At 64.2% G+C, this 24,055-nt stretch carries 32 protein-coding genes and 1 tRNA gene; 13 read left to right on the top strand and 20 right to left on the bottom strand.

All coding sequences use genetic code 11. From position 1 onward, the window contains the following. Positions 1-9: 9 nt before the first annotated feature. The 6 genes from mltG to H6P80_RS11165 all read right to left on the bottom strand — a co-directional run bounded on the left by mltG (position 10) and on the right by H6P80_RS11165 (position 4,926). Entirely contained in the window at positions 10-981 is a 972-nt protein-coding gene (mltG, locus tag H6P80_RS11140; protein WP_185801449.1) for an endolytic transglycosylase MltG, read from the bottom strand. 9 nt (positions 982-990) lie between these two features. Then, positions 991-2,247, bottom strand: coding sequence for a beta-ketoacyl-ACP synthase II (gene fabF, locus H6P80_RS11145; protein ID WP_185801450.1), 1,257 nt, complete (start codon positions 2,245-2,247; stop codon positions 991-993). A 126-nt stretch (positions 2,248-2,373) separates the two neighbouring features. Further along, positions 2,374-2,610: an acyl carrier protein gene (locus tag H6P80_RS11150; protein ID WP_176874255.1), complete on the bottom strand. Its 237-nt coding sequence runs from the start codon at positions 2,608-2,610 to the stop codon at positions 2,374-2,376. A gap of 84 nt (positions 2,611-2,694) precedes the next feature. Further along, positions 2,695-3,432, bottom strand: a complete 738-nt coding sequence (gene fabG, locus H6P80_RS11155; RefSeq protein WP_185801451.1) for a 3-oxoacyl-[acyl-carrier-protein] reductase — start codon at positions 3,430-3,432, stop codon at positions 2,695-2,697. 9 nt (positions 3,433-3,441) lie between these two features. Then, on the bottom strand, positions 3,442-4,377 hold the full coding sequence (fabD, locus tag H6P80_RS11160; protein WP_185801452.1) for an ACP S-malonyltransferase: 936 nt from the start codon (positions 4,375-4,377) through the stop codon (positions 3,442-3,444). Positions 4,378-4,455: 78 nt separating this feature from the next. After that, positions 4,456-4,926, bottom strand: a complete 471-nt coding sequence (locus H6P80_RS11165) for a PaaI family thioesterase (protein WP_221892990.1) — start codon at positions 4,924-4,926, stop codon at positions 4,456-4,458. A 65-nt stretch (positions 4,927-4,991) separates the two neighbouring features. On the opposite strand from H6P80_RS11165, the gene H6P80_RS11170 reads away from it, so the two are divergent. The 3 genes from H6P80_RS11170 (at position 4,992) to H6P80_RS11180 (ending at position 7,316) form a co-directional block, all read left to right on the top strand. Continuing rightward, positions 4,992-5,654, top strand: coding sequence for a hypothetical protein (locus H6P80_RS11170; RefSeq protein WP_185801453.1), 663 nt, complete (start codon positions 4,992-4,994; stop codon positions 5,652-5,654). 114 nt (positions 5,655-5,768) lie between these two features. Further along, positions 5,769-6,068, top strand: a complete 300-nt coding sequence (locus H6P80_RS11175) for a hypothetical protein (RefSeq protein WP_328804996.1) — start codon at positions 5,769-5,771, stop codon at positions 6,066-6,068. Between the two features lie 78 nt (positions 6,069-6,146). After that, positions 6,147-7,316 carry a JmjC domain-containing protein gene (locus H6P80_RS11180; protein ID WP_185801454.1) on the top strand — a complete coding sequence of 390 codons (1,170 nt, stop codon included), beginning with the start codon at positions 6,147-6,149 and terminating at the stop codon, positions 7,314-7,316. 27 nt (positions 7,317-7,343) lie between these two features. On the opposite strand, the gene H6P80_RS11185 is transcribed toward H6P80_RS11180, so the two are convergent. Next, positions 7,344-7,580, bottom strand: coding sequence for a hypothetical protein (locus H6P80_RS11185; RefSeq protein WP_185801455.1), 237 nt, complete (start codon positions 7,578-7,580; stop codon positions 7,344-7,346). A gap of 180 nt (positions 7,581-7,760) precedes the next feature. On the opposite strand from H6P80_RS11185, the gene H6P80_RS11190 reads away from it, so the two are divergent. The 7 genes from H6P80_RS11190 (at position 7,761) to H6P80_RS11220 (ending at position 12,392) form a co-directional block, all read left to right on the top strand. Beyond that, positions 7,761-8,132 (top strand): VOC family protein, encoded by a 372-nt coding sequence (locus tag H6P80_RS11190; RefSeq protein ID WP_185801456.1) that lies wholly within the window; start codon positions 7,761-7,763, stop codon positions 8,130-8,132. A 4-nt stretch (positions 8,133-8,136) separates the two neighbouring features. Continuing rightward, complete coding sequence (locus H6P80_RS16710; RefSeq protein ID WP_185801457.1) at positions 8,137-8,832, top strand: helix-turn-helix transcriptional regulator; 696 nt, start codon at positions 8,137-8,139, stop codon at positions 8,830-8,832. A gap of 361 nt (positions 8,833-9,193) precedes the next feature. Next, positions 9,194-9,577 (top strand): 30S ribosomal protein S6, encoded by a 384-nt coding sequence (gene rpsF / locus H6P80_RS11200; protein WP_185801458.1) that lies wholly within the window; start codon positions 9,194-9,196, stop codon positions 9,575-9,577. A 25-nt stretch (positions 9,578-9,602) separates the two neighbouring features. After that, positions 9,603-9,827, top strand: a complete 225-nt coding sequence (gene rpsR / locus H6P80_RS11205; RefSeq protein WP_185801459.1) for a 30S ribosomal protein S18 — start codon at positions 9,603-9,605, stop codon at positions 9,825-9,827. Positions 9,828-9,837: 10 nt separating this feature from the next. Further along, positions 9,838-10,593 carry a 50S ribosomal protein L9 gene (rplI, locus tag H6P80_RS11210; RefSeq protein WP_185801460.1) on the top strand — a complete coding sequence of 252 codons (756 nt, stop codon included), beginning with the start codon at positions 9,838-9,840 and terminating at the stop codon, positions 10,591-10,593. Positions 10,594-10,677: 84 nt separating this feature from the next. After that, positions 10,678-11,718 carry a hypothetical protein gene (locus H6P80_RS11215; protein WP_185801461.1) on the top strand — a complete coding sequence of 347 codons (1,041 nt, stop codon included), beginning with the start codon at positions 10,678-10,680 and terminating at the stop codon, positions 11,716-11,718. Positions 11,719-11,729: 11 nt separating this feature from the next. Further along, a complete protein-coding gene (locus tag H6P80_RS11220) occupies positions 11,730-12,392 on the top strand; it encodes a Fe2+-dependent dioxygenase (RefSeq protein WP_185801462.1) in 663 nt (220 codons plus the stop codon). Positions 12,393-12,399: 7 nt separating this feature from the next. On the opposite strand, the gene H6P80_RS11225 is transcribed toward H6P80_RS11220, so the two are convergent. From H6P80_RS11225 to H6P80_RS11260, 8 genes are all read right to left on the bottom strand, one after another. Then, the gene (locus H6P80_RS11225; RefSeq protein WP_185801463.1) at positions 12,400-12,915 is read right to left on the bottom strand and encodes a hypothetical protein; all 516 of its coding nucleotides are present in this window, start codon (positions 12,913-12,915) and stop codon (positions 12,400-12,402) included. Between the two features lie 56 nt (positions 12,916-12,971). Further along, positions 12,972-13,589, bottom strand: coding sequence for a GTP cyclohydrolase I FolE (gene folE / locus H6P80_RS11230; protein ID WP_185801464.1), 618 nt, complete (start codon positions 13,587-13,589; stop codon positions 12,972-12,974). 105 nt (positions 13,590-13,694) lie between these two features. After that, a complete protein-coding gene (locus H6P80_RS11235) occupies positions 13,695-13,883 on the bottom strand; it encodes a hypothetical protein (protein WP_185801465.1) in 189 nt (62 codons plus the stop codon). 237 nt (positions 13,884-14,120) lie between these two features. After that, positions 14,121-14,197: transfer RNA gene (locus H6P80_RS11240), tRNA-Arg, on the bottom strand. Positions 14,198-14,232: 35 nt separating this feature from the next. Beyond that, positions 14,233-14,715 (bottom strand): DUF1178 family protein, encoded by a 483-nt coding sequence (locus H6P80_RS11245; RefSeq protein WP_185801466.1) that lies wholly within the window; start codon positions 14,713-14,715, stop codon positions 14,233-14,235. After that, positions 14,712-15,542 carry a carbon-nitrogen hydrolase family protein gene (locus H6P80_RS11250; RefSeq protein ID WP_185802114.1) on the bottom strand — a complete coding sequence of 277 codons (831 nt, stop codon included), beginning with the start codon at positions 15,540-15,542 and terminating at the stop codon, positions 14,712-14,714. Before H6P80_RS11250 ends, H6P80_RS11245 begins: the two co-directional genes overlap by 4 nt. Positions 15,543-15,544: 2 nt before the next feature. Then, positions 15,545-15,808 (bottom strand): glutaredoxin 3, encoded by a 264-nt coding sequence (gene grxC / locus H6P80_RS11255; RefSeq protein WP_185801467.1) that lies wholly within the window; start codon positions 15,806-15,808, stop codon positions 15,545-15,547. 45 nt (positions 15,809-15,853) lie between these two features. After that, the gene (locus H6P80_RS11260; protein ID WP_185801468.1) at positions 15,854-16,603 is read right to left on the bottom strand and encodes a ComF family protein; all 750 of its coding nucleotides are present in this window, start codon (positions 16,601-16,603) and stop codon (positions 15,854-15,856) included. Positions 16,604-16,609: 6 nt separating this feature from the next. On the opposite strand from H6P80_RS11260, the gene H6P80_RS11265 reads away from it, so the two are divergent. After that, on the top strand, positions 16,610-17,518 hold the full coding sequence (locus H6P80_RS11265) for a methyltransferase domain-containing protein (protein ID WP_407947244.1): 909 nt from the start codon (positions 16,610-16,612) through the stop codon (positions 17,516-17,518). Here H6P80_RS11265 and H6P80_RS11270 read toward each other — a convergent pair. Further along, complete coding sequence (locus H6P80_RS11270; protein ID WP_185801470.1) at positions 17,515-17,919, bottom strand: (deoxy)nucleoside triphosphate pyrophosphohydrolase; 405 nt, start codon at positions 17,917-17,919, stop codon at positions 17,515-17,517. The two genes, H6P80_RS11265 and H6P80_RS11270, sit on opposite strands and share 4 nt — an antisense overlap. A 77-nt stretch (positions 17,920-17,996) precedes the next feature. Between H6P80_RS11270 and H6P80_RS11275 the strand changes: the two genes are divergently transcribed. Further along, on the top strand, positions 17,997-18,170 hold the full coding sequence (locus H6P80_RS11275) for a Flp family type IVb pilin (RefSeq protein ID WP_185801471.1): 174 nt from the start codon (positions 17,997-17,999) through the stop codon (positions 18,168-18,170). Positions 18,171-18,337: 167 nt separating this feature from the next. Then, positions 18,338-18,502 (top strand): Flp family type IVb pilin, encoded by a 165-nt coding sequence (locus H6P80_RS11280; protein ID WP_185801472.1) that lies wholly within the window; start codon positions 18,338-18,340, stop codon positions 18,500-18,502. Positions 18,503-18,639: 137 nt separating this feature from the next. Here the strand turns inward: H6P80_RS11280 and H6P80_RS11285 are convergent, their stop codons facing one another. The 4 genes from H6P80_RS11285 to H6P80_RS11300 form a co-directional block, all read right to left on the bottom strand. After that, a complete protein-coding gene (locus tag H6P80_RS11285; protein WP_185801473.1) occupies positions 18,640-20,100 on the bottom strand; it encodes a M48 family metalloprotease in 1,461 nt (486 codons plus the stop codon). A gap of 92 nt (positions 20,101-20,192) precedes the next feature. Further along, complete coding sequence (locus tag H6P80_RS11290; protein WP_185801474.1) at positions 20,193-21,137, bottom strand: acetyl-CoA carboxylase carboxyltransferase subunit alpha; 945 nt, start codon at positions 21,135-21,137, stop codon at positions 20,193-20,195. A 10-nt stretch (positions 21,138-21,147) separates the two neighbouring features. Next, entirely contained in the window at positions 21,148-22,068 is a 921-nt protein-coding gene (locus tag H6P80_RS11295; protein ID WP_185801475.1) for a tyrosine recombinase, read from the bottom strand. A gap of 3 nt (positions 22,069-22,071) precedes the next feature. Next, positions 22,072-23,880: a hypothetical protein gene (locus H6P80_RS11300; RefSeq protein WP_185801476.1), complete on the bottom strand. Its 1,809-nt coding sequence runs from the start codon at positions 23,878-23,880 to the stop codon at positions 22,072-22,074. Positions 23,881-24,055: the final 175 nt, after the last annotated feature.

Genomic DNA, 24,055 nt, shown 5'->3' on the forward strand with positions numbered 1-24,055 from the left:
CCGCCCGGCCTACATTTCGCCGCGCTGGCGGCGGATCGCATACCAGCGCTCGACATTGCGCCGATGCTCGGCATGGGTTTCGGCAAAGATATGGCCGCCCTCGCCATTGGCGACGAAGAACAGCGCGTCGGTTTCGGCGGGATTGAGCACCGCTTCGATCGCCTCACGCCCGACATTGGCGATCGGCCCGCGCGGCAGCCCGTCCATGGCATAGGTGTTGTAGCCGTTCTCCGCGGCAATTTCCGAGCGCCGGATACGGCGGCCCAGCGGGCGGCCCCGGGTGACCGGGTAGATGATCGTCGGATCGGCCTGCAACCGCATCCCGATCCGCAAGCGGTTCGAATAGACGCCGGCGATGATCGGGCGTTCCGCGGCGACGCCGGTCTCCTTTTCGACGATCGAGGCGAGGATCACGGCTTCGCGAGGGCTGCGGACCACCGTGTCGGGGCTGCGCGCTTCCCATAGCCGGGCCAGTTCGCGTTCCATCGCCGCCTGCATCCGGGCGACGACCGCAGCGCGGCTCTCCCCGCGCTCATAGGCGTAGCTGTCGGCGAGCAGCGATCCTTCGGCGGGAACCGGGATGTCTCCGGTCAGCAGTTCGTTCGCCATCAACCGGTCGTGCACCAGCACCGAAGGCATGCCTTCGGGAACCGTCACGAAGCGCTGGACGGGTACGGCTTCCTGCAGGATGCGCAGCACTTCGCTGGGGCTGACTTCGGCCGGCATTTCATATTCGCCGGCGCGGATCGGCGCGTTGCCGCCCAGGAAACGCGCAAACAGCAGGAACCGGTCGGCCGAAGCGATCACGCCGACATCCTCCAGCCGGTGCGCTGCGCCGGTGAGCGTCGCGCCGTCGTCGATCGTGATCGTCGTCGCTTCTTCCAGCGGGCCGGCGCCGTGCCAGCCCCCATAGACCGCGACCGCCCCGAACAGCGCCAGGGCCGAAAGGAGCGCCAGCGCGATACGACCGAATTTCCACATTGGCTTGGCCTAGACGGCTTTCATCACGAGGCTGGCATTGGTGCCGCCGAACCCGAAGCTGTTGTTGAGCACGGCCTTCACTTCGCGTTCGCGCGCCTGGTGCGGAACGAGGTCCATGCCTTCGGTGCCTTCTTCGGGATCGTCGAGATTGAGCGTCGGCGGCACGATCTGGTCGCGCAGCGCAAGGATGCAGAAGATCGATTCGACCGCGCCCGCGCCGCCCAGAAGGTGGCCGATGGCCGATTTGGTCGAGCTCATCGACAGGGAGCCGGCGGCATCGCCGAACAGGCGCTTGACCGAATCCAGCTCGATCAGGTCGGCCATGGTCGAGGTGCCGTGCGCGTTGATATAATCGATATCCGCGGCATCGATCCCGGCCTTGCGCATCGCCATTTCCATCGAGCGATAAGCGCCGAGCCCTTCGGGATGGGGCGCGGTGACATGATGGGCGTCGCCCGTCAGGCCATAGCCGACGACTTCGGCGTAGATGTTCGCGCCGCGCGCCTTGGCATGTTCATATTCTTCCAGCACGACGACACCCGCGCCTTCGCCCATCACGAAACCGCTGCGGCCTTTGTCATAGGGCCGGCTCGCCCCTTCCGGATCGTCGTTGCGATCGGTGCAGAGCGCCCTGGCTTGCGCGAAGCCGGCGATGCCGATCGGACAGATCGCGCATTCGGACCCGCCGGCGAGCATGACATCGGCATCGTCGAGCGCGATCATCCGCGCGGCATCGCCGATCGAATGCGCGCCGGTCGAACAGGCGGTGACCACGGCGTGGTTCGGGCCCATCAGGCCGTATTTGATCGACACCTGTCCGGAGATGAGGTTGATGAGGCGACCATGGACGAAGTGGGGGCTGACGCGGCCGGGACCTTTTTCGGCCAGCAGCAGCGATTCGCTTTCGATCCCGGGAAGCCCGCCGATACCCGAACCGATCGAAACGCCGGCGCGGAAACGTTCTTCCTCGGTCATGTCCGTGAGCCCGGCATCCTCGATCGCCTGGCCGGCGGCATCGATCCCGAAGATGATGAACGGATCGACCTGGCGCTGAATCTTGTGATCGACCCGCAAGCCCGGATCGAATCCGAATTCATGCTCCGGCGGCTTCACTTCGCAGGCGATAGTGCATTTCTGATCGACGGGATCGAACCGGGTGATCTGGCCCGCGCCGGACTTGCCGGCGAGCAGGTTTTTCCATGTGGTTTCGACATCGCCGCCCAAAGGCGTGACGAGACCCAGTCCGGTGACGACTACACGGCGCATTTCAAACACTCCTCAACGCGAAGAAAAACGGCTCCCCGATCGTCTAGGCCGGAGAGCCGTTTTGACAAATTTCGGCTCGGTCGCTGACCGGGCTATGATTGCCCCCGTTTACCGGGTTTTCGGCAATCAGGCGTTCTGCTTGTCGATATAGGCGATCGCGTCCTTCACGGTCGCGATGTCCTCGGCGGCATCGTCCGGAATTTCGACGCCGAATTCTTCCTCGAACGCCATGACCAGTTCGACGATGTCGAGGCTGTCTGCACCCAGATCGTCGATGAAGGCGGCATCCTCGGTCACCTTGTCGGCCTCGACGCCGAGATGCTCGGTGACGATCTTTTTCACACGATCGGCGGTGTCGCTCATGAATTATCCTTTGCTTTTCTGATTCCCGAATTTCCTAGTAGCCCGCGCTTTCGCGCGCAAGCCCCGTTCATTCCTCTCGAAGGCCTATAACATCGCCATTCCGCCGTTCACATGCAAGGTTTGTCCCGTCACATAAGCGGCTTCGTCCGACGACAGATAGACGGCGGCGGCGGCGACGTCCGCGCCTTCGCCCAGCTTTCCCGCTGGAATCCGGCCCAAAAGCGCCTCTTTCTGCGCCTCGGGCAGTTCGTCGGTCATCGGCGAGGTGATGAAACCCGGCGCGATGCAATTGACGGTGATGCCGCGGCTCGCGACTTCCTGCGCCAGCGCTTTCGACATGCCGACGAGCCCGGCTTTCGAGGCGGCATAATTGGCCTGGCCCGGATTGCCGGTCGCGCCGACCACCGAGGTGATCGAAACGATCCGGCCCGTGCGGGCGCGCATCATCGGTTTGATCGCGGCGCGGGCGAGCCGGAACCCGGCCTCCAGGTTCACCCGGATCACCATGTCCCATTCCTCGTCCTTCATCCGCATCGCGAGATTATCGCGCGTAACCCCGGCATTGTTGACGAGGATATCGAGCTGCCCCAGCGCCTCGACGGCAGCGGGCACCAGCGCATCCACGGCTTCGGGATCGGAAAGATCGCACCGCAGGATCACGGGATCGCCGCCGATCTCGGCCGCCACGGCCTTCAGCGCGTCCTCGCGCGTACCCGACAGCGCGACGCGCGCACCCTGCGCGGCCAGCGCCTTGGCGATGGCGGACCCGATGCCGCCCGAAGCGCCGGTCACCAGCGCGGTTTTGCCTGAAAGATCGAACATCATTTTTCCTTACAGAATTTTCGCCAGCGCCTCGACATCGTCCATCGAAACGACGCTGGTCTGGTCGGCCTCGGGCGCGATGCGTTTCACCATCGGCGCGACGACCTTGCCGCCGAATTCGATGAAATGGGTGACGCCCTGTTTCGCCATTTCCTCGATGCTCTCGCGCCAGCGGACCATCGCCGTCACCTGCTCGACGAGCAGCCCGCGGATCGCCTCATGCTCGCCGACCGGCGAGGCGGTGACATTGGCGTAGAGCATCGCGGCAAGCGGATGGATTTCGACCGTTTCCAGCGCCTCGTTCATCGCGTCGGCGGCCGGCTTCATCAGCGGGCAGTGGAACGGCGCGGAAACGGCAAGCGGCATCGCCCGGCGCGCGCCGCGTTCCTTGCCGAGATCGCAGGCGCGTTCGACGGCGGCGGAATGGCCCGAAATCACGATCTGCCCGGGCGCATTGTCGTTGGCGATCACGCAGACATCGCCTTCGGCCGCTTCTTCGACCACCGCCTCGGCGGCATCGAAATCGAGGCCGAGGAACACCGCCATCGCCCCCTCGCCCACCGGCACCGCGGCCTGCATCGCCTGGCCGCGGCGCTTCAGCAGCTTCGCCGTCGTCGCGAGATCGAAGCCGCCCGCCGCGCAGAGCGCCGTATATTCGCCAAGGCTGTGACCGGCGACGAAATCGGCGGTGCCCGCAAGCGCGATCCCGGCTTCCTTTTCCAGCACGCGCAGCACGGCGATGGCATTGGCCATGATCGCGGGCTGGGCGTTCTCGGTCAGCGTCAGTTCGTCTTCCGGCCCTTCGCGCATCAGCTTGGAGAGATTTTGGCCGAGCGCCTCGTCGACCTCCTCGAACACTTCGCGGGCCGCCGCGCTGGCGTCGGCCAGATCCCTGCCCATGCCGACGACCTGGCTGCCCTGTCCCGGAAAGATGAATGCGCGCATTATTGACCCCTTCACGTTTGCGCTTCGACTAGGCAGCGGCGCGGCGCAAGGCAAGCGTTCGCCGGTCCCGTGCCCTCGTCAGAGCAGCACGATGCGAAACGCGGCGCGTGCGCGGGCAACGGTTTTCCCGTCGGCCCGGATATCGGCTTCGGCATGGCAATTGCTTCGTCCGGCTTTCGAGAACAGCGTGTCGAACTCCAGCCACTGCCCCTGTTTCGCGACACCGAGATAGTCGACGGTCATCGAGGTGGTCCACAGATTCTGCACCTTTTGCCCCGCCGCGCGCAGCTTGATGGCGCTCGACATGCCCATCGCCTGATCGGCGAGCGCGGCGAACAGCCCGCCATGGACGGTCCCGCGGGAATTGCAGTGCGGCTCCCGCACCGTCAGCGCTATCACCAGCCGGTCCGGCTCCATCCGGCAAAAGAGCGGGCGCCACGGCTCGAGCAGCGGGCTTTCGCGCGTGAACGGTTCAAAGCCGTCGGGAATTTCTGCGGCAGCATCGACCATCCATGAATTGGACGGGCGAATGCCGCGCCTGTCAAGCATGCCGGGCGTAACCTTCCGCCCCGGCGCAGCGAAGCACGACAAAATACGCGCAAGGGGACGAAACCATGGACATGACAACCAAAGGCGCCGGCACGATTATCGCCATCGCGCTGATCGTCAGCATCGCGACGCAAATCTTCTACATGGCGACGCTGGGCGGACCGCAACCGTCCGATCCGGCGGCGGGCGTGACCCATGCCGATGTCGTCGCCTATTTCACCGAACGTTGGGCCGAGATCGCCGCGGTCTGGATGATCGAACTTGCAGCCTTCGCGCTGATCGCGATCGCCGCGCTGGTCGCGATGACGCGCGGCGCCCCCATGTCCTGGGCATGGGGCGCCCTTGCTCTGGCGGGCGCGTTCAATCTCATCCAGCTCGGCATGGGCCTTGCCATGTTCAAACCGGCCGCTACCGGCGGCGCGGAGCTGCAACCGGTGCTGGATATTATCGTCAGCGGCGCCTTCTTCTTCTATTTTCTCGCCAAGGCGCTGATCGGACTCGCCGGGATCGGCTTCGGCCTCGCCCTTTGGCGCGAGCCATCCGCGATGACGAAGGTCGTCGCCATATCGAGCATCCTGGTCGGCGCGGCTGCGGCCATCGCCAATATCGCGACCTTGCCGCAGGGCATGGCGCTGATCTTCCCGGCGGGCGCAACCGGGACGGCGGCGGCACTGTTTACAGGCCTGGCGGCGATGCTCGTCGCCCGGCAGGCCGGCGCGAAGGAATAGCCCGGGGCCGGCGCAAAAAAATGCGTCGGCCGGCACACTTTGCCTCTTGTCACTGCCGCCATCGCTGCATTATGTTGCAACGCACAATAACGATAAGATGGCGGACGGTAAAAAGTGAGCGAGACACGATTGCAGCTTATGGAGGGGATTGCGCGTCAAAAGGCGGTCCTTGCCCATTATAACGGCAACCAGATGAAACTGGCCCCGCATTTGCTGTTCGAGCGCCATGGCGACCTGTTCGTCAGCGCGTTGAACATGAGCAAGAACTGGCGGTCGGACGACGAGCGCCGGCTCGGCCATTTCAAGCTCGACGGCCTTGCCCGGACGGAATTGACGGAAGAAGGTTTCGAGCCCCTGCCCTCGTTCCAGCCCGCCGCACCGAAGCCGGACGACACGCTTCTCCTCGCCATCTAGGCGCGAATCCGCCGCCTGTTCGCCGCCCTAGGTTCCGCGCGCGCGCTCATCTATGCTCGCTTCCGAAAGGACGGCGCGATGACGGATTGCCAGTCGCACAGCTATACGCTCGCCGATGCGCTACTGGCGCCGACGGGCGCTGAAACCTTCCTTGCCGATGCCTATGCGCGCCGCGCGATGCATTTTGCAGCGCCCGATCCTGCACGGTTCACCGATTATGCGGAGGTTGCGGAAATCGAGGCGCTGATGCGCGCCCCGGGCTTTTTCGACACGCTCACCGTGGCGTTGCGCATAATCGGCCAGGATGCGCCTGCGTTCGCGAGCCGGCCCGCCGATGTCTACGAAAACCTCTCCAAGGGCGGCGCCGTGCAATTTGTCGGCATAGAGCGCGTGCTGCCCGATACGCATCCGCTCGCCAGCGCGTTTCAGGCGCTGGGCGCGCTGATCGGCGCAAAGCCGCAGAAGATAGCGGTCTTCCTGTCGCCGCCCGGCCAGGCCATCCCGGTCCACAAGGACCCGTTCGAGGTTTTCACCCTGCAGATTGCGGGGCGCAAAACCTGGCATCTGTTCGATTTCCATGCGCCGATGACGGCCGACGAGGCGATCGACCCCGGCCAGCCGCCGCGGGAAAGCGTCACGCTGGAACCCGGCGACATGCTCTACGTGCCGAAGGGACAGGCGCACCGCGTGGATTCAGGCGAAGGTCTCGCGATTTCGGCTTCGCTGGTGTTCGCGCCGCCCAGCTGGGAAAAACTGGCGGACTATCTGGCCGAAACGATCGGCGACGACCGCGACTTTTGGCAGGCCTTGCCGCCCGATGGCATAGCCGGGGATTTCGAAGCGATGCGCGGAAAACTCAAGGCCGCGCTGGATGCGCTCGATCCGACGGCTTTTGCGGCGCGGATCGCAGCGGAGCGGGCCGCGTCCCTTCAGGGTTTGCCCGCCAACCATCTGGAAACCGCGCTCGCCGTGGACATATTCGATGCCGATACGCTGATCCGGCTTCGTCCCGGCCCGGCTCCGCTGGTCAGCAGCGATGGCGAAAGGGCATTCCTCGTCAGCGCCTATGACGACCCCATAAGCGGCCCGATCGACGCGCTGGCGGCGTTCCGGTTTATCGCCGAAGCGACATCGCCGTTCCGGATCGTCGACATATGTTCGGTGCTGAGCCCGTCATCCAAGGTCGCGATCGCGCGCAAACTCGCGCGCCGCGGCGTCGTCCAGATCGTGTCGGGCCGCGACGGATAGGCCGCGAACCGGCGGGAGCCGGTCCGGTTACCGCTTCTTGATCGGGGTAACCTGCGAAAATTGGCGCGCCGGTGTCACCTGCGCGACTTCCTTGATCGGAGTCACTTCCGCGGCGGCTTCGAATCCGTTCGCGCTCAGATCGCCGGGCTGCAGGATAATCACCTGCGTGGCGGGGACGGCGTCGCTGCCGCCGGTAACGGAATCGAGATCGTCCTCGGAAATTTCCGCGGGCGTGCTGGGATCGGACTTCTTCCTGTCGGCCATGATTTTTCCTTTCTCAATACGCTTCCCATGCCTCCCCATAGCATGATCAGGGACGTTTTTTGTGAGCCAGGTCACAACACGCGCATCGCGATCTCGCGTCGGCCAATCACTCCTGACACTATGCTGTCAGTAGGGGTATGCGATTGGAGCATCGGTCCCAACCCGATAAGGAGAATATCGATGACCGAGCGACACCCCAACCGCATCGCCTGGGTGGAAATTCCCGCCACCGACCTGGATCGCGCCGCCGCCTTTTACAAAACCGTGATCGGCGAGAAGCTGACGCGCGACGATACCGGCCCCAACCCGATGGCGATACTGCCCTATCCCGGCGGCAATGGCGCGTCCGGCCATCTTTATCCGGGCACGCCGGCAAAAAACGGCGAAGGCACGACCGTGCATGTCGCCGTCGATGCCGAACTCGACGACGTGATGGCCCGGGTCGGCGAAGGCGGTGGCGAGATCGCATCCGACGTGATCACCATCCCGTCCGGATCCTTTTTCTACGCCATCGATACCGAGGGCAATTCCGTCGGTTTCTTCAAGGTATAACGGGGTGCGCCGGGCCGACCGCCTCTTCCAGATCGTCCAATATCTGAGAGGCGGACGGCTCGTCACCGCTGCAAAGCTGGCCGAGCGGCTCGAAGTCTCCGAACGCACCATCTATCGCGATATCGCCGACCTCCAGTCGACCGGCGTGCCGATCGATGGCGAAGCGGGCATCGGCTACATCATGCGCAGCGGCTTCGATCTGCCCCCGCTGATGTTCACCCATGACGAAATCGTCGCGCTCGTCGCCGGCGCCCGCATCGTCCGCTCCTGGGGCGGGGTCGCGATGGCACGCGCGGCCGAAGAGGCGCTGGTGAAAATCGAGGCCGTGCTGCCCGAAAACGACCGGGACCGCGTCGCCGCTACCAAGATATTCGCGCCCTATATGGGCATCAGCGACGAAACCCGGCAGGCGATCGACGCCTGCGAGGCCGCGATCGAGGCGCGCAGCATCTTGTCCCTCGCCTATCGCGACGAACAGGGCTCCGCGACCGATCGCGACGTCCAGCCGCTCGGCCTGTGGTTCTGGGGCAAGGTGTGGACGCTCGTGGCCTGGTGCGAACTCCGCGACGATTTCCGCATGTTCCGGCTGGATCGGATCGCGGAAATGAAGGCTGCGGGACGAAGCTACACGCCCGTGGCGGAGCGCTCGCTCGCCGAGTGTTTGCGGCAGATTGAAGCGGAATACGGCCCGCAGCGATAAACCGTCGCCCGCGAAAGGCTTCGTGTTCGCGCGGAGAATTGCGCTGTCCTACAGGCCGACGGCCATGATAGGATGCCGGTCGACGCCCGATTTACGGGATCGTCGCCTATAATAATCGAACACCAAGGCGCAATTTCTGGTAACCATTCCCAACGACGGAACGTGTCTTTCGTGACCTTTGAGGAAGGATCCGCGAATCGCGGAAAGCCGCGCTTCTCCCTTGCCAATCGGGCGCCACTCGCCTAAACGGCCCGCTTCCGGGGCGGAAGCATCGCTTTTCCGCCCCTGATTTATTGAGAAGAAAGCCGGAGGGGCGTTCGCATGGTGCGGCGTCAGCGATCGGCCAATGAAGGAAAGAAGCATGGCTCTTTACGAGCATGTCTTCCTCGCGCGTCAGGACCTGGCTCAAGCCCAGGTCGACAGCCTCGCCGAGGAAGCGACCAAGATCATCGAGGCGAATGAAGGCAAGGTGACGCGGACGGAGACCTGGGGTCTCAAGTCGCTCGCCTATCCGATCCAGAAAAACCGCAAGGCGCATTTCGTCTTGCTGCATGTCGATGCGCCGGGTTCGGTCGTCGAGGAACTGGAACGCCAGACCCGCATCAACGAAGACGTGATCCGCTATATCACGATCAAGGTCGACGAGCATGAAGAAGGCCCGTCGGTGATGATGCGCAAGAGCGATCGCGACAAGCGCCGCCGCGACGACGATCGCGGCGATCGCGGCGACCGCAAAGACAATTAGACCGGCGACAGAGGAGATATAGATCATGGCACGCCCATTTTTCCGCCGCCGCAAGAGCTGCCCCTTTTCGGGCAAGGATGCGCCGGTCATCGACTATAAGGACGTCAAGCTGCTCCAGGGGTTCCTCTCCGAGCGCGGCAAGATCGTTCCTTCCCGCATCACCGCCGTTTCGGCGAAAAAGCAGCGCGAGCTGGCCCGTGCGATCAAGCGCGCCCGCCATATCGGCCTGCTGCCCTACATCGTGAAATAGGAGCAGGACCATGGAAATCATTCTGCTCGAGCGCGTCGGCAATCTCGGCAAGATCGGCGACATCGTCACCGTGAAGGACGGCTTCGCCCGTAACTTCCTGCTACCGAACAAGAAGGCCCTGCGCGCCAATGACGCGAACAAGGCCGTTTTCGAAGCCAATCGCGAACAGCTCGAAAAAGACAATGAAGAACGCCGCGCGGCCGCCGAGAAGGAAGGCTCCAAGCTCGAAGGCATGACGATCGAACTGATCCGTCAGGCCTCGAACACCGGCCAGCTTTACGGTTCGGTTTCGGTCCGCGACATCGTTCTGGCGCTTGGCGAAAAAGGCGAAACCGTCACCAAGCAGCAGGTCGTTCTCGAACGCCCGATCAAGGCGATCGGCATGTACGACATCGCGGTGAACCTGCACGCCGAAGTCGATGTGACGGTGAAGGTCAATGTCGCCCGCTCGCCCGAAGAGGCCGAGAAACAGGCACAAGGCATCGATATCATCGCCGAGATGTTCGAACAGGCCCAGGCCGACATTGTCGAGGACTTCAACCCCGACGCCGAACCTGGCGAGATCGCCGCGATCGAAGACGAAGAAGAAGACACGCCCGAGCCGGTTCCGGCTCCCCAGGCTGCGGACGCCGAATCCGAGGATGGAGCCGATGAGGCCCCCGCCGAGGACGCCGAAGAAGCGGCTCCGGCCGAAGAGGCTGCTGCCAAAGCTGCGGACGAAACGCCCGCCGAAGACGGCGAAGCAGGCGGCGAAGAGAAGGCCTAGCCCTCTCGAAGCGATTATGGGCGGGCGGCGTGCCATGACTTTCGGGTCTGGCGCTCCGCCCGCCTCTCTTTTAGGCAGGGCGTCATGACGAGCCCCCTCGCTGAAGCCTTTGCGCAAGGCCCGACCTGGTTTCCCCAGCAGCTCGACGCGGCAACCGACCGCGTCCTGCTCGTGAAGGTGACCGAGGAGGAATATCGCAAGGCGAGCTTCCTCGATCAGCGAATGTTCGGCCCCCACAGCCAGCCGCAATGGGCGCCCTGGACGGAGCTCGAGGCGGCGGATCAGGCCAAGCGCCGCGATGCCGATTTCATCTTCCATATCGGCCATGTCGGATCGACCTTGATCTCCCGCCTGCTCGGCGAGATCGACGGCGTCTTCGCGCTGCGCGAACCCCAGATCCTCCGCAACCTCGCCGATCTCGATGCCCTGCGCACGAAATCCGGATCGCCCTGGCCGCCCGCCCGGTTCGAGGACCGGTTCGGCACGATCGTCGGCTGGCTCTCGCGCACCTTCGATCCCGGCGATCGCGCGATGATCAAGGCGACGAGCTTCGTCAGCGAGATCGCGCGCGACCTGATGGGCGCCAACCGCAAGGCGCTGTTCCTCACTCTTCCCGCCGAACGCTATATCACCGCCATCCTGTCCGGCGAGAATTCGCGGCAGGAGCTGGCGGTTCTGGGAACCACCCGGCTCAACCGCCTGCACGCCAGGATGGGCCGCGAGCCCTGGCATCTATGGGCCCTGTCAGAACCCGCGCGCGCGGCGATGAGCTGGCTGTCAGAAATGGCCGCGCTCGGCGCAGCGGCGGAGACTGGCTCGCAAGACAATATCCTGTGGCTCGATTTCGATATGTTCCTCGCCGATCCGGCGGAGGGGCTTCTCGGCATTGCCCGGCATTTCGGCCATGCGCTCGACGAAGCCCAGGCCATCGCGCTCGCCAAGAGCCCGATCATGGGCCAATATTCGAAAGCGCCGGAATATGGCTACAATGCGGAGCAGCGCGAACAATTGCTGGCCGAGACGCGCGACGCCCATGCCGAAGATCTGGCTGAAGCCCGGGCGTGGCTGGACGAAGCGGCGGCGATGGACGATAGGCTCGCACACATCATTGCGGCACACAGCTGAGGCGGGAAGCGATGTTCAAGCATATTTACGGCCTTCTCAACGGGCAGGAACTGGGGGAGCTGCGCGAGATCGCTGCCGCGGCGACCTTTGTCGACGGCAAGATCTCCAACCCCCATTCGCAGGTGAAGCACAATCTGCACCTGAACGACGAGGACGCCTATAAGCGCTCCTCCGCGATCATGGCCGGCGCGCTGATGCGCAACGAGGAGTTCCGCGGATTTGCGATCCCCAAGAAGATCGCGCCGCCGCTGATCACCCGCTACGAGCCCGAGATGCGCTATGGCCTGCATCCGGACATGGCGTTCATGCGGACGCATGAGGGCCCGATCCGCTCCGACCTCAGCTGCACGATCTTCCTGCAGGATCCGGCCAGCTATGAAGGCGGCGAGCTCCACATCAAGCTCGGCGATGGCAATCTACGCTTCAAGGGTGAGCTCGGATCGGCAATCGTCTATCCCTCGACCACCCTTCACGAAGTGGAAAAGGTGACGCGCGGCGAACGGCTTGTCGGCATCACCTTCATCGAGAGCCAGGTGGTGGATCCGGCGAAGCGGGAACTGATCTACGAATTGAACGAGGTTGCCGCGATCGAGGGCGCCAACATATCGACCGAAAGCTATACCCGGCTCCAGACGGTGCAGCAGAATCTCTTCCGTCGCTGGGGCGACTGCTAGCGCGTTTCTAGGCTCCGCAGTGCCATTCGGCGCGTAGCTCCGCTTCGCCTTCCTGTCCGTCCTCGCGAACCCGTACAGAGGCTTGCTTCACCGTCACCGTGTCGATCTGCTCGCCCTCACCGTCTTCGGGAGTCACGACGATGGTGATTGCGCCGGCGGTGAACTCGCCGCCGTCCCACAGCGCATCGAGATCGCCCGCGAACGCAAAATGACGCAACGTGCCATAAGGCCGTGCGATCGCATCGCCTTCCACCGCGACGAGCAGCGACTTTCCGTCCTGCTCCACGCTGCACCCCGCCCCCGGTTCCAGTTCCGCTTCGATATCGACGCGCGCGACTGCGGCAAGCGCCGGCGCCTCTATCTCGGGCGGCGCATCGACCGGCGTGAGCGCCTGCACCGCATGGGAATCGCCCTCCTCGACGGTCGAGGTGACCTGGGTTTCTCCGTCGCCGCTGCTGCATGCAGCCAGCGCCAGCATGCCGCCCGCCAGAAGGATCGCCGATTTACGCCTCACGATAGTCATGGTCTTCCGTTCTTTTCGCGTTTCCGGCCGTATTTCCGGCCCCATTACCGACGGGCTCAATAGCCCATCAGCGACAGCACTTCCTTGCGGCTGCGGTCGTCGTCGAGGAAGCATCCGAGCAGCCGCGACGTCATCATCCTGACCCCCGGCGTGCGTACGCCCCGCGCGGTCATGCAACTATGGCTGGCGCATATGACAACCGCTACCCCGCTGGGCTGCAGATGGTCCCAGATGCATTGCGCGATCTCCGCGGTCAGCCGTTCCTGCACCTGCAGGCGCCGCGCATATCCGTTGAGCACCCGCGCCAGTTTCGAAATCCCGACCACCCGCTCCTTGGGCATATAGGCGATCGAGGCAGTGCCGATAATCGGCGCCATGTGATGCTCGCAGTGCGACTGGAAGGGAATGTCCTTCAATAGGACGAGTTCGTCATAGCCGCCTACCTCCTCGAAGGTCCGGGAAAGGTGCGCGGCGGGATCCTCGTCATAGCCCTGGCAATATTCCTTCCAGGCGCGGCCGACCCGCTTGGGCGTATCGGCGAGCCCTTCGCGCGAGGGGTCGTCGCCCGCCCAGCGGATCAGGGTGCGGATCGCATCCTGCACGTCATCGGGCACGGCGATCTTGCCGGGCTCCCCTATAAGATCGCCGTCCACGGCATGGTCGTATTCGCTCATGGGGCGACTCTTTCCAGAAATGTGCGGCAAATGCCAGAGGAACCGCGCGTTGCCGGGTCTCCGCGAAAGGCGAAATCGGCAGAAACAGGGATCGATTGCCGGGCGCTAGCGCATGCGGTCGGCGCGCACGAGACGGCCGCGATCGACGCGCAGATCGGGCGCCGAGCGCGGCACCATGAGGCGCGATGCCTTGCGGCCCTTAGCGCCGGCATAGCGTGCGACCGGATGGCAGCGCGCGGCAAATGGGGAATCGATGCGAACCAGCCCCTGCGGGGCGAAACGAAAGGCGGACATAATCTACTCTCCTTGATTCCGTGAATAGCAGATTTGAGGGTTTTGCGCCAACCGACCTGCTGACACCAAGCCCGGATCGACGACCATTCGAAACGGGTTCTGCTCGCGCGGTTTGCTGGAAGGATCGTCACGAAAAGAGCGATTTCCGCCCGCTCATTGTCCGTTGCAGCGCTGGGCCGCCTGCCGTTTCTGGCCGATGCGGTAGCCGAGTGGGTCGGCTAACCCAGCATTGCAGGATGGCGCGCCCGACAGGATTCGAACCTGTGGCCCCCAGATTAGGAATCTGATGCTCTATCCGACTGAGCTACGGGCGCTTCGCCGCGCTCGTTACGCGGCGGCCCGGAAAGCGTCAATTGTCCGTTTTGGGCGGCCGGACTGGAAGCGGCAGCGGCGAAACCGGAACGCCGTCCTCGATCAACGATTTCGCATCCTCGAGCGTCGTTTCACCGTGGATCGGGCGTTCGTCGATCGCGCCATCATGCATGGCGCGGGCCTCGTTCGAGAAATCCTTGCCGACATAATCCGATTTTTCGAGCGCTTTCGCCTGCGCCTCGGCGAGTTTCGCGAGCATTGCCTTCATCGCGGCGGGATCCGGCTGCCCGCCGCCCTCGCTCGCATGGGCCATCGGAACGCTTTTGCCGGTCTCGCGGCCGCCCTTGTTTCCCTTGGCGCCCACGGCCGGTGCCATCACGGCCTTGGAAACGTTCTCCGCACCGCATACCGGACAGGCAACGAGCCCCCGCTGTTTCTGCTCCTCGAAATCGGAACTCGATCCGAACCAGGCCTCGAACACATGGCCGGCGGGAGCGCATTGAAGATCGAAGACGATCACCCCGCATTCTCCGGCGCCGCAAAGGCGCGGCGGTGCGACAGGACAGGAATGCGGCGGCGCACATCTTCCAGCCGCGCGGGATCGATATCCGTAAAGCCGATGCCGGTCCCCTCGCCCATGTCCAGCAGAACCTCGCCCCAGGGATCGACGACAAGGCTATGGCCGAAGGTTTCGCGGCCGTCTTCATGCTTGCCGGACTGGGCCGCCGCGACAACGAACGCAGCCGATTCGATCGCCCGCGCGCGCATCAGCACATGCCAGTGCGCCTTGCCGGTCGGCACGGTGAAGGCGGCGGGAATAGCGAGCAGGGTCGCCCCGGCATCGCTGAGAGAGCGGTAAAGATCGGCAAAACGCAGGTCGTAGCAAACCGAAAGACCCAGGATGCCGAGCGGCGTTTCGGCGATCCGCGCCGCTTCTCCCGCGTCATAGATCGAGGATTCGCGCCAGCTTTCGCCGGTATCGAGATCGACATCGAACAAATGGATCTTGTCGTAACGCGCGCGAATTTCGCCCTTGTCGCCGATCACGAAACCGCGATTGACGAGGCGGTCGGGATCGGCGTCCGAACGCAGCGCCAGCGAGCCGATATGCACCCATATGCCCGCCTCCGCCGCCGCTTCGCGCACCGCCGCAAGAACCTGGTCCTCCGCTTCGGTTTGGAGATGGTCGGCGGCGCGCTTGCGGTCGCGGTCGAGCATTCCGCTCATTTCGGGCGTGAACAGCATGGCGGCATCCCCGGCCTTCGCCTCGCGCACTGCAGCCGCCAGCGCGGCGGCATTCGCCGCGGGCTCGATCCCGCTGTTCATCTGGAAAAGAGCGAGGCGCATCGTCAGCTTTGCGTATTCAGCCATTCGTCGAGCTGGCCGGTGGCCTCGAGCGCGACAAGGTCGTCCGATCCGCCGACATGGCGGCCGTTGATGAAAATCTGCGGGACAGTGATCCGGCCATGGGCACGCTCCAGCATCTCGGCGCGCTTCTCGGCATCCATCGTGATATCGAATTCCTCGATCTCTACGCCCTTGGACGCGAGCAGGTGCTTGGCGCGGACGCAAAAGCCGCAGAGAAATTTCGTGTAGATTTCGACCTTTGCCATAAATTCGGGTTCCTGCCCTCCATCTGTGCAGCGCAGCAGGTTACGTCAATAGGCGGCGTCATCATGGGCCGGAACCCGCGCCCAGCAGCGGACATGGACTTCGGCCGCTCCGTGGCGCAGCAGCACCCGCGCGCAAGCCTTCGCCGTCGCGCCGCTGGTATAGACATCGTCGATCAACACGAGCCGTCGGCCCCTGATTTCCGCGCGCCGCGCATCGGGGACAGCAAAGGCGCCGCGCACGGCCTGCTCGCGCGCTTTTGCGCCCATTCCCCGCAAGACCGGCGTGGATTTCGCGCGAATCAGCGTTTCGAGTCGCAATTTTTCCGAATCGTCGCCGGCAAGCGCCCGTGCGATCAGCGCCGCCTGATTATAGCCCCGCCCCCATATCCGCCGGCGATGCAGAGGCACCGGGATCAACAGAGCGTCGTCGAGCCTGGCCATGTGCCGCTGCATGGCGGCCGCGATCGTCCGCGCAAGGCCGATCCGGCCACTATATTTGAGACGCAACGCGATGCCGCGCGCGATATCGCCATAAGCGACCGCTGCGCGCGCCGTCGCATAGGGTGGAGGATCGGCCAGACAGGCGCCGCACAGCGAATCGGAATCGGCGAGCATGATCGAGGGTTCGCCGCACCGCGCGCATCCCTGGTCGAGATGATCGAGACCAGTCCAGCAATCGATGCAAAAATGCCCATCGCCCTCCACCACCGTTCCGCAGGCAGGACAGCGCGACGGCAAGGCGAAGCCGACAATCGGGCGGGCGGCGGCGCGCAGCGGGGCGGGCATGGAGATCATGGCACCTTGTTCCGCACCGCGCCGGCGGGCACAAGCCCGGCCATGAACGCCTCGGCCGACCATAACGAAAACCCCGGCGACAAACCGTTCGACCGTAATTTGCGACGGACCCGCCGGGATCGCGCTTTTGCAGGCTGGGCAGAGCACGCTTTTCTCCAGCAGGCGATGGCCGAGGAGCTGGCCGAGCGGCTCGATACCGTGCAACGCGATTTCTCGCGCGCCCTGATTCTCGGCCATTCTGGAGATGCCCTGCCCCGCGCGCTCGAATCGCGAACTATCACCCATATCACCGCCGATCCGGGATTTTCCTTCGCCGAATCGGACGGCGGGATTCAGTGCGACGAAGACCGGCTGCCTTTCGCGGCGGAAAGCTTCGATCTCGTCCTTTCGGCGGGCCTCCTCGATACCGTCAACGACTTGCCGGGCGCATTACACCTGATTCGACGCGTGTTGCGCCCCGACGGGCTGTTTCTCGGCGCCTGCCTGGGCGCCGGCAGCCTTCCTGTCCTGCGCAGCGCGATGCATGAGGCCGATATGGTCTCGGGCCGGGCTGCCCCGCGCATTCACCCCCAAATCGATATTCGCGCGGCCGGAGACCTGCTCGGAAGGGCGGGATTCGCATTGCAGGTTGCCGATTGCGAAGAATTGACGGTGCGTTTTTCAAGTTTCGGACGGCTGATCGGTGATCTGCGCGGATCGGCCAATTCCAGCCTGCTCGGCGGCCCGCCCTTGTCGAAATCGGCCTATGCAGCCGCCGCCGCGGCGTTCGAGTCGGCCCAGGTCGACGGCAAAACCGCCGAAAAATTCGCCATATTATACTTAACGGGCTGGGCGCCTTCCCCCGATCAGCCGAAAGCGGCAGTCCGGGGCAGCGGAACTGCGTCGCTGGCCGATGTGCTGAAGCCCAAAAGCTAGAGCAACGCCTCCAGCAAGCCGATCAGCGGCCGGTCCGCCGGCGGCATTTCGAGCGCATAGAGATCGCGCGGATACACCCATTTGACGGCCGCGGCATGGAGCGGCTCCACCGTCCCCTGCCATTTCCGACAAATATAAAGAAGCAGCACCAAGTGCTTGTTTCCCAACGCATCGCTGGCGAAGGTCGCCGGCGCGAGGCAGGATTTGTCGGTCTCGATTCCAAGTTCTTCCTTCAGCTCGCGCACCAACGCGGCTTCCGGCGTTTCGCCCGGTTCCAATTTGCCCCCCGGGAACTCCCACAGCCCCGCCATCGAGCTTCCCTCCGGCCGTTTCTGGACAAGAATCCGGCCATCGCGATCAACGAGAGCCGCCGCGACAACCGTGAAAATCGTGGCGTTCATGCTTTCCTTTATCTCTTTCTTAATCCGGAAATGCGAGGTCCTGAGGTGGGTATGGAATATTTGGGGGTTATAGCGCCATGAGACATTGGCTTGGAAGAATTGCGCGTGATGAACGCGGCGCCACGGCGATCGAATACGGCTTGATCGTTTCGCTGGTCGTCATCGCGATGGTCGGCGCCCTTGTTGTACTCGCGGATACGACGACCGGCATGTGGAACAATGTGTCGAACACCGTCGAATCCAATAGTTAGCGGGCCGCCTGACGAGCCACAACCGTAAGGGCCGCGGGTTAATGGGCCGATAAGGTTTGGTTTTAAACGTTTGGCAAGAACTCGCTCATACAACCCGGAAGGTCGGTTCGAGGGAATTGAATCGGCAGGGTATTTGGACCTGCAATTGGAACTCAAGGAGACCAGAAATGAAGTTTTTCCGTAAAATGCTGAAAGACAGCAAGGGCGCCACCGCCATTGAATATGGCCTGATCGCTGCTCTGATTGCTGTTGCTGCCATCACCGCGATGTCGACTCTCGGCAACACGCTTGGCAACACCTTCAACAACGTTTCGAACGAGATGGCTGGCTAAGCCACTCTCGCTATGAGACACCGGAACGGGCGGCGAAGCAATTCGCCGCCCGTTTTGTTTTGCCGATCCTGAATTGCCGGTCTTTTTTGGAGCGCCGCCTGCGTCCAGGGCGCTTTTTCTTTTGGCACTTCGCGGTCCTAGTTGCCGTAAACGATCAGTTTCACCCGCTGTCCGGCTTCAAGCGTATTGCCCGATCCCAACGCGTTCAGCACCCGGAACCGTTCTTCCCGATTATCCTGATAGGCCATGCGCGACGCGAGACTGCTGACGGTATCTCCGCGCCGCACGGTCACGACGTCGATCACCCGCGGGCGGATTGCCGCCGCCTCGGAAGCCGAAAGCCGTGACACCGACCCCAGCATCGATCCGAACGGGCCGATCCCCTGCCCCGCGCGCGTCACCGTGAGGAAATGATATTTGCGGCCATTGCCGAAATCATAGGCGGTTACCGTCACATCGACCTGGCTCGATCCGCTCGTGACGCGCGCCGTCGCCTGCGCGGTCGGCAGACCGTTGACGCTGCCGCTGCGAACATTGCCATAATCGATCGTCTGGTCGCCGCCGACCGCCCGGAAAACCTCGCCGACATAGGCGCCAAGGCTGGACGAGCTCTGCCCGCCGCCAAATTGCGCCTGGCCGTTCGATCCGGTTACCACGACCGCGCTCGTCCCGTTCTGCATCGTATAGCCCTGGGGGATTGAGAATTGCAGGCGCATGTCCGGATGTTTGAAAGTGTTGCCCTCGATCACGCCCTGGTGCGGATCGTCGTCATACAGCATGCCGTCGATCGCATTGAGAAAGGCGTCGCGGGTGCGCGCCCGTGCGCCCGGCGCTGCGCCGCCTGCCGATGCCTGGGTGCGTGCCCGCGCCACGCGCGCCTCAGGCTCGGGATGCGTGCTTGCCCATTCGGGAAGCGAGCGGGCATTGCCGCCGGATATCTGCGCATTGAGGCGGGTCTGGGCGGCCAGCGACGCCAGCATGTCCGCCGCCGCAAAGGGATCGTAATTGGCACCGAACAGATAGGTGATGCCCAACTCGTCGGCCTGATATTCCTGCTGGCGTGAATAGCGCAGCGTGTAGAGCTGCGCCGCCTGCCCCGCGAGATTGGCGAGATCGCCGCTGCCGGTGAGAATGCCGAGCCCGACGGCCAGAATCTGCCCGATCGTGTTGGTGCTGCTGCGCCGCGCGGCGTGGCGGGCGGCGACATGGCCGACTTCGTGACCCATCACCGAAGCGAGTTCGTCCTCGCTGTTCATCAGCCCGACGAGGTTACGGGTGATGTAGACGTATCCGCCGGGGAGCGCGAAGGCGTTGTCGACCGGCGAGTTCAGCAGGCTGACGGTGAAATCATTCTGCGCGTTCGAGAGCCCGGACTGGACCGCGATCCGCTGGCCCACCCGGACGACATAAGCCGATTGCGGCCCTTCATAGGTGCCGCCGAATTGTTGCAGCAGCTGGGGATGCGCCTGCGCGCCCTGTTGCCGTTCGGATTGGGAAATCGCGCCACCGGGCTCGCTGCCGGATCCCGGAAGCGGCAGGCCGGCGCAGCTGGTGGCGGCGACGAAAGCGGTAAGCGAATAGGCCAAGCGGAATTTCACGGTCTCTCTCCCTCGCGAGTTCGTTTCGCTTCAATAACCATGAACTGCGGCAATTCGTTCCGCATGTCTGCAAAGAACCGCCGAGGCGCCGGCTATTTCCCCATATCGAGAAACTTGTCGCGGCGCTTCTGGCGCAGCTTGTCTCCGGACATCTGGCTGAGCTTGCCGAGTTCCTCGCGGATCGCTTTGCCCAGCATCCCGATCGCGGCGGCGGGGTCGCGATGGGCGCCGCCGACCGGTTCCGGCACAACGCGGTCGATTACCCCAAGCTTTTTGAGATCGCCGGCATTGACCTTCATCGCCTCGGCGGCGTCGGCGGCCTTGTCGGCCGTGCGCCACAGGATAGACGCGCAGCCTTCGGGGGAAATCACCGAATAGATGGCGTGCTCGAACATCAGCACCGTGTTCGCGCTCGACAGCGCGATGGCGCCGCCCGATCCGCCTTCGCCGGTGATTGCGGCAATGATCGGCACCTTCACCTGCAGGCATGTTTCGGTCGAACGGGCGATGGCTTCGGCCTGGGCGCGCTCCTCGGCCTGGATGCCGGGAAAAGCGCCGGGCGTATCGACCAGGGTCACAATCGGCAGTTTGAAACGGTTCGCCAGGTTCATCAGGCGGATCGCCTTGCGATAGCCTTCGGGCTTGGCCATTCCGAAATTATGCCTGAGACGGCTGGAGGTGTCGTCGCCCTTTTCATGGCCGATCACCATCACCTTGCGCCCATCGATCTGGCCGAAGCCACCGATAATGGCAAGATCGTCCGAAAAGGCGCGATCGCCGGCGAGCGGCGTAAAATCGTCGACAAAGCCGGCTACGAAGTCCTTGAAGTGCGGGCGATCCGGATGACGGGCGACCTGCGTCTTCTGCCAGGGCGTAAGCCGCTCATAGGTATCGCGGAGCATTTTCTCCGACTTGGCCTCGAGCCGGCTGACTTCCTTCTCGATATCCATCGACCCGGTATCGGCGGTATCGCGCAGTTCTGCGACACGCGATTGCAGGTCGGCGATCGGTTTTTCAAAATCCAGAAATTGCTGCATACCCGGGCCGTTAAGCTCCCCTGCGGGGCACGTCAACGAGGGGATGTCGGGCGTTAACCAGCGCGACGAGCCGGGCGCTGTCGACATGCGTGTAAATCTGTGTCGTGGCGATGTCCGCATGGCCGAGCAAGGTCTGCAAAGTGCGCAGATCTGCGCCGCCCTCCAGCAGGTGCGTCGCGAAGGCGTGACGCAACACATGGGGACTGACCCGCTCCGGCGGAATTCCCGAGCGCGCGGCGAGTTCCTTGACCAGCTGGTACAGCCGGACGCGGCTCAGATGCGCCTTGCCCGACGGGAACAGCCAGCGGCTGTCGGCCGGCACATGAGAGCGCCAGCGCTCGACCGCAGCGAGCGCGCGATCCGATATCGGCACCAGCCGCTCGCGCCCTCCCTTGCCCCGGAGAATCAGGAAGGGCGAGCCTTGGCGGATGGTCTCTCGCGAAAGGGAAACCAGTTCGCTCGCTCGCATCCCCGATCCGTAGAGCAGTTCGACCAGCGCGAGCAGGCGGATCGCCAACGGTTTTTCCAAAGCCGCCTCCCGGTCCAGCGTTTCGAACATCCGTTCGATATCGGCATGGCTCAACGTTTTCGGGAGCGGGCGCCCTGCGGGCGGGCGCGGCAGTGCCGGCGAAGGATCGTCCGCGCGCAGCCCTTCCTCGGCGAGGAACCCGAAAAAGCGCCGGAGCGCCGCCGCCTTGCGGGCCACCGTCGTCCGGGCAAGATCGGCCCAGCTTTCGCCTAGACGCTCCAACCCCGCGCGATCGGCCGACGCCAGCCCACCCTGCAATTCGGCCGAGGCCTTGCGCAAATCGGTCTCATAAGCCGCCAGCGTGTTGCGCGCGGCCCCGGCTTCGGCAGCCAGCATTTCGAGAAAAAGCGCAATCAGCCGGGCATCCTCGCCTGCGGGCTGATCGACGCGCGAAACGGCCATCGATCAGGCGCGGGTAACGGCTTCGGCGGCGATCATCCGGGCTTCGGGTTCACGGCCGGCCAGCCGGAATGCTCGCACGATATGGTAGAGGTGGCGCGGGGGGATTCCGTCCCAGCTCGACGATTGCATCCCGATCGCCGCGAGCACGGCGACCATGCCGACGCGGCGCTGCTGGGCGACCCGGTCGAGCTGCCGCGTCCAGACGTTGCGTTCGCCGAGCCGCAGGCCGAAGGATCGATCTGCTCCGTCGGCATCGATCCGGCCGAGCCCGGCTAGCGCAGCGGCAAGAAGCTCCGCCCGATGGCGACCGGCGGCGCCGGCGTTTTCGGCATAGTCTTCGACCCGGCCGAGATCGGTATCCACGACCTGTTCGGGCGCGGCCACGGCAAGCAGCGCCCAAGCGTCTGCATTGTCGCTGTCCTCGACCACGGCGGCCCAGCGCACGGCCTGCAGATCGAGCCCCGCCGTCAGCATGGAGGCGATCAGTTCGTCGGCGCTATCGGCAAAGCGGTCGCTCGGCTCGATCCGGGCGGCGGCGCGCGCGGTGAGAATGAGGCCGGCATAACGGGGATCGAGCCCCTCGTCCCCGGCCCAGAGCGTCTGCATCGCGCCGACCCGCTCGCCTTCATCGGGCTGGACGTACGCGGTGCGCAACAAATCGGTCGTCGAGCCCGGTATCGCCGCGGGATCGAGATCGGTGAGCAGCGCGCTGTACATCGACACCAGCGACTGGCTCGAAAACACGCCGATCACCGCAGCGTCGCGCGCCGGCGCCACCCGATCGGCCAGCGCGATAAAGGGCGCGCGCGCGCGCCATGCGGCAACCTGGCGGCCCGCCGTCGCGTAGAGTTCGTCGGGAATATCCTCGTCGGTCGCGTTGGCGAGGCCGAAGCGCCAGGCGTTCAACCGCTCGACATTGGTCCAGTCGATCTCGACCGGATTTGAGCCGGCATTGGCCGCGCGTTCGGCAAGCAGAATATCGAAACCGTTGGTGATTCCCCGGCGTCGGACCTCGCCCATTTCGGCGGCGGCGCGGGCGCTTTCGCCGCCCAGCCCGGCGCAGATGCCCTCGGCCATCACCCAGGCCGGCGAATCGGCGCTGCGGCGCGCGCCCGTCACCAGCGGGCAGAAGGTCGCAAGATCGGCCGAGGCGAGCCCGGTCTGCATCGCCACCGCGTACAGCTTGGGCGTGAATCGGACGCTGTCGACACGCTGGACGAGCATCCGTGCGCCATCGACCTCGCCCATCCGCAGCAGCAGCCATGCGCGTTCGGCCACCCAATCGGGCGCGACGACACCGCGCGGTGTCGGCACATTGGAAAGAACCGCCCGCCTTAGGCTGATATGCATCCAGCGCGATGCGACCGGCGCATCGAGCGAACGCATCAGCGCTTCGAGATAGCGGCCATCGGCATCGCCGAACGCCGCGCGTCCATAACCGCCATTGTTCGGGCCGAGCGGACCGACAAATTCCAGCGAACGCCGCGCCTGGGGCGGCAGTTCATATTCGGGCGGAATGTCCTCGAATTCGAGTTCGGCGAGATCGAATTCGTCTATATCCCCTTCCCCGCCAAGCCGATCGGGATCGGATGACGGCGGCGGCAGCGAAGCCGTGGGTCCGGGCCGGGTCGGCGCCGTGGGAGAAGATGGCGGCGGGGGTGGCGGAGGCGGTGCCGGCGGCACAGGATCGTTGAATCCCGGGGGGAGCAGCGATTCGGGTGAATCCTGGCCGAATGCGGGCAGCACGAGCGCGCTCACGCTCGCCCCGACACCCAGCGTAATGATCAGGGATTTAGTTTTCCAGCGCTTCATCCGGGACGGGTTCTTCGATTGTCTGAGGTTCGACGGCGGTATCTATCGTGGAAAGATAGTAGATGAAAAGCGCCAAACCCACGAGAATGACGAGCCAGAGTACGGACTTACGCGACATAAAACGGGAAAACCTTCATTGCACCCTCAATTGGGCTTTTGCTGCGAATGAAAGCCC

The organism is Parasphingopyxis marina (assembly GCF_014237875.1).
GTDB classification, from domain to species: Bacteria; Pseudomonadota; Alphaproteobacteria; order Sphingomonadales; family Sphingomonadaceae; genus Parasphingopyxis; species Parasphingopyxis marina.

What these genes read in the sequence shown, in the direction of transcription:
- mltG (WP_185801449.1), bottom strand. Translation starts at nt 981, where the DNA reads ATGTGGAAATTCGGTCGTATCGCGCTGGCGCTCCTTTCGGCCCTGGCG.
- fabF (WP_185801450.1), bottom strand. Translation starts at nt 2,247, where the DNA reads ATGCGCCGTGTAGTCGTCACCGGACTGGGTCTCGTCACGCCTTTGGGC.
- H6P80_RS11150 (WP_176874255.1), bottom strand. Translation starts at nt 2,610, where the DNA reads ATGAGCGACACCGCCGATCGTGTGAAAAAGATCGTCACCGAGCATCTC.
- fabG (WP_185801451.1), bottom strand. Translation starts at nt 3,432, where the DNA reads ATGTTCGATCTTTCAGGCAAAACCGCGCTGGTGACCGGCGCTTCGGGC.
- fabD (WP_185801452.1), bottom strand. Translation starts at nt 4,377, where the DNA reads ATGCGCGCATTCATCTTTCCGGGACAGGGCAGCCAGGTCGTCGGCATG.
- H6P80_RS11165 (WP_221892990.1), bottom strand. Translation starts at nt 4,926, where the DNA reads ATGCTTGACAGGCGCGGCATTCGCCCGTCCAATTCATGGATGGTCGAT.
- H6P80_RS11170 (WP_185801453.1), top strand. Translation starts at nt 4,992, where the DNA reads ATGGACATGACAACCAAAGGCGCCGGCACGATTATCGCCATCGCGCTG.
- H6P80_RS11180 (WP_185801454.1), top strand. Translation starts at nt 6,147, where the DNA reads ATGACGGATTGCCAGTCGCACAGCTATACGCTCGCCGATGCGCTACTG.
- H6P80_RS11185 (WP_185801455.1), bottom strand. Translation starts at nt 7,580, where the DNA reads ATGGCCGACAGGAAGAAGTCCGATCCCAGCACGCCCGCGGAAATTTCC.
- H6P80_RS11190 (WP_185801456.1), top strand. Translation starts at nt 7,761, where the DNA reads ATGACCGAGCGACACCCCAACCGCATCGCCTGGGTGGAAATTCCCGCC.
- rpsF (WP_185801458.1), top strand. Translation starts at nt 9,194, where the DNA reads ATGGCTCTTTACGAGCATGTCTTCCTCGCGCGTCAGGACCTGGCTCAA.
- rpsR (WP_185801459.1), top strand. Translation starts at nt 9,603, where the DNA reads ATGGCACGCCCATTTTTCCGCCGCCGCAAGAGCTGCCCCTTTTCGGGC.
- rplI (WP_185801460.1), top strand. Translation starts at nt 9,838, where the DNA reads ATGGAAATCATTCTGCTCGAGCGCGTCGGCAATCTCGGCAAGATCGGC.
- H6P80_RS11215 (WP_185801461.1), top strand. Translation starts at nt 10,678, where the DNA reads ATGACGAGCCCCCTCGCTGAAGCCTTTGCGCAAGGCCCGACCTGGTTT.
- H6P80_RS11220 (WP_185801462.1), top strand. Translation starts at nt 11,730, where the DNA reads ATGTTCAAGCATATTTACGGCCTTCTCAACGGGCAGGAACTGGGGGAG.
- H6P80_RS11225 (WP_185801463.1), bottom strand. Translation starts at nt 12,915, where the DNA reads ATGACTATCGTGAGGCGTAAATCGGCGATCCTTCTGGCGGGCGGCATG.
- folE (WP_185801464.1), bottom strand. Translation starts at nt 13,589, where the DNA reads ATGAGCGAATACGACCATGCCGTGGACGGCGATCTTATAGGGGAGCCC.
- H6P80_RS11235 (WP_185801465.1), bottom strand. Translation starts at nt 13,883, where the DNA reads ATGTCCGCCTTTCGTTTCGCCCCGCAGGGGCTGGTTCGCATCGATTCC.
- H6P80_RS11250 (WP_185802114.1), bottom strand. Translation starts at nt 15,542, where the DNA reads ATGCGCCTCGCTCTTTTCCAGATGAACAGCGGGATCGAGCCCGCGGCG.
- grxC (WP_185801467.1), bottom strand. Translation starts at nt 15,808, where the DNA reads ATGGCAAAGGTCGAAATCTACACGAAATTTCTCTGCGGCTTTTGCGTC.
- H6P80_RS11260 (WP_185801468.1), bottom strand. Translation starts at nt 16,603, where the DNA reads ATGATCTCCATGCCCGCCCCGCTGCGCGCCGCCGCCCGCCCGATTGTC.
- H6P80_RS11270 (WP_185801470.1), bottom strand. Translation starts at nt 17,919, where the DNA reads ATGAACGCCACGATTTTCACGGTTGTCGCGGCGGCTCTCGTTGATCGC.
- H6P80_RS11275 (WP_185801471.1), top strand. Translation starts at nt 17,997, where the DNA reads ATGAGACATTGGCTTGGAAGAATTGCGCGTGATGAACGCGGCGCCACG.
- H6P80_RS11280 (WP_185801472.1), top strand. Translation starts at nt 18,338, where the DNA reads ATGAAGTTTTTCCGTAAAATGCTGAAAGACAGCAAGGGCGCCACCGCC.
- H6P80_RS11290 (WP_185801474.1), bottom strand. Translation starts at nt 21,137, where the DNA reads ATGCAGCAATTTCTGGATTTTGAAAAACCGATCGCCGACCTGCAATCG.
- H6P80_RS11295 (WP_185801475.1), bottom strand. Translation starts at nt 22,068, where the DNA reads ATGGCCGTTTCGCGCGTCGATCAGCCCGCAGGCGAGGATGCCCGGCTG.
- H6P80_RS11300 (WP_185801476.1), bottom strand. Translation starts at nt 23,880, where the DNA reads ATGAAGCGCTGGAAAACTAAATCCCTGATCATTACGCTGGGTGTCGGG.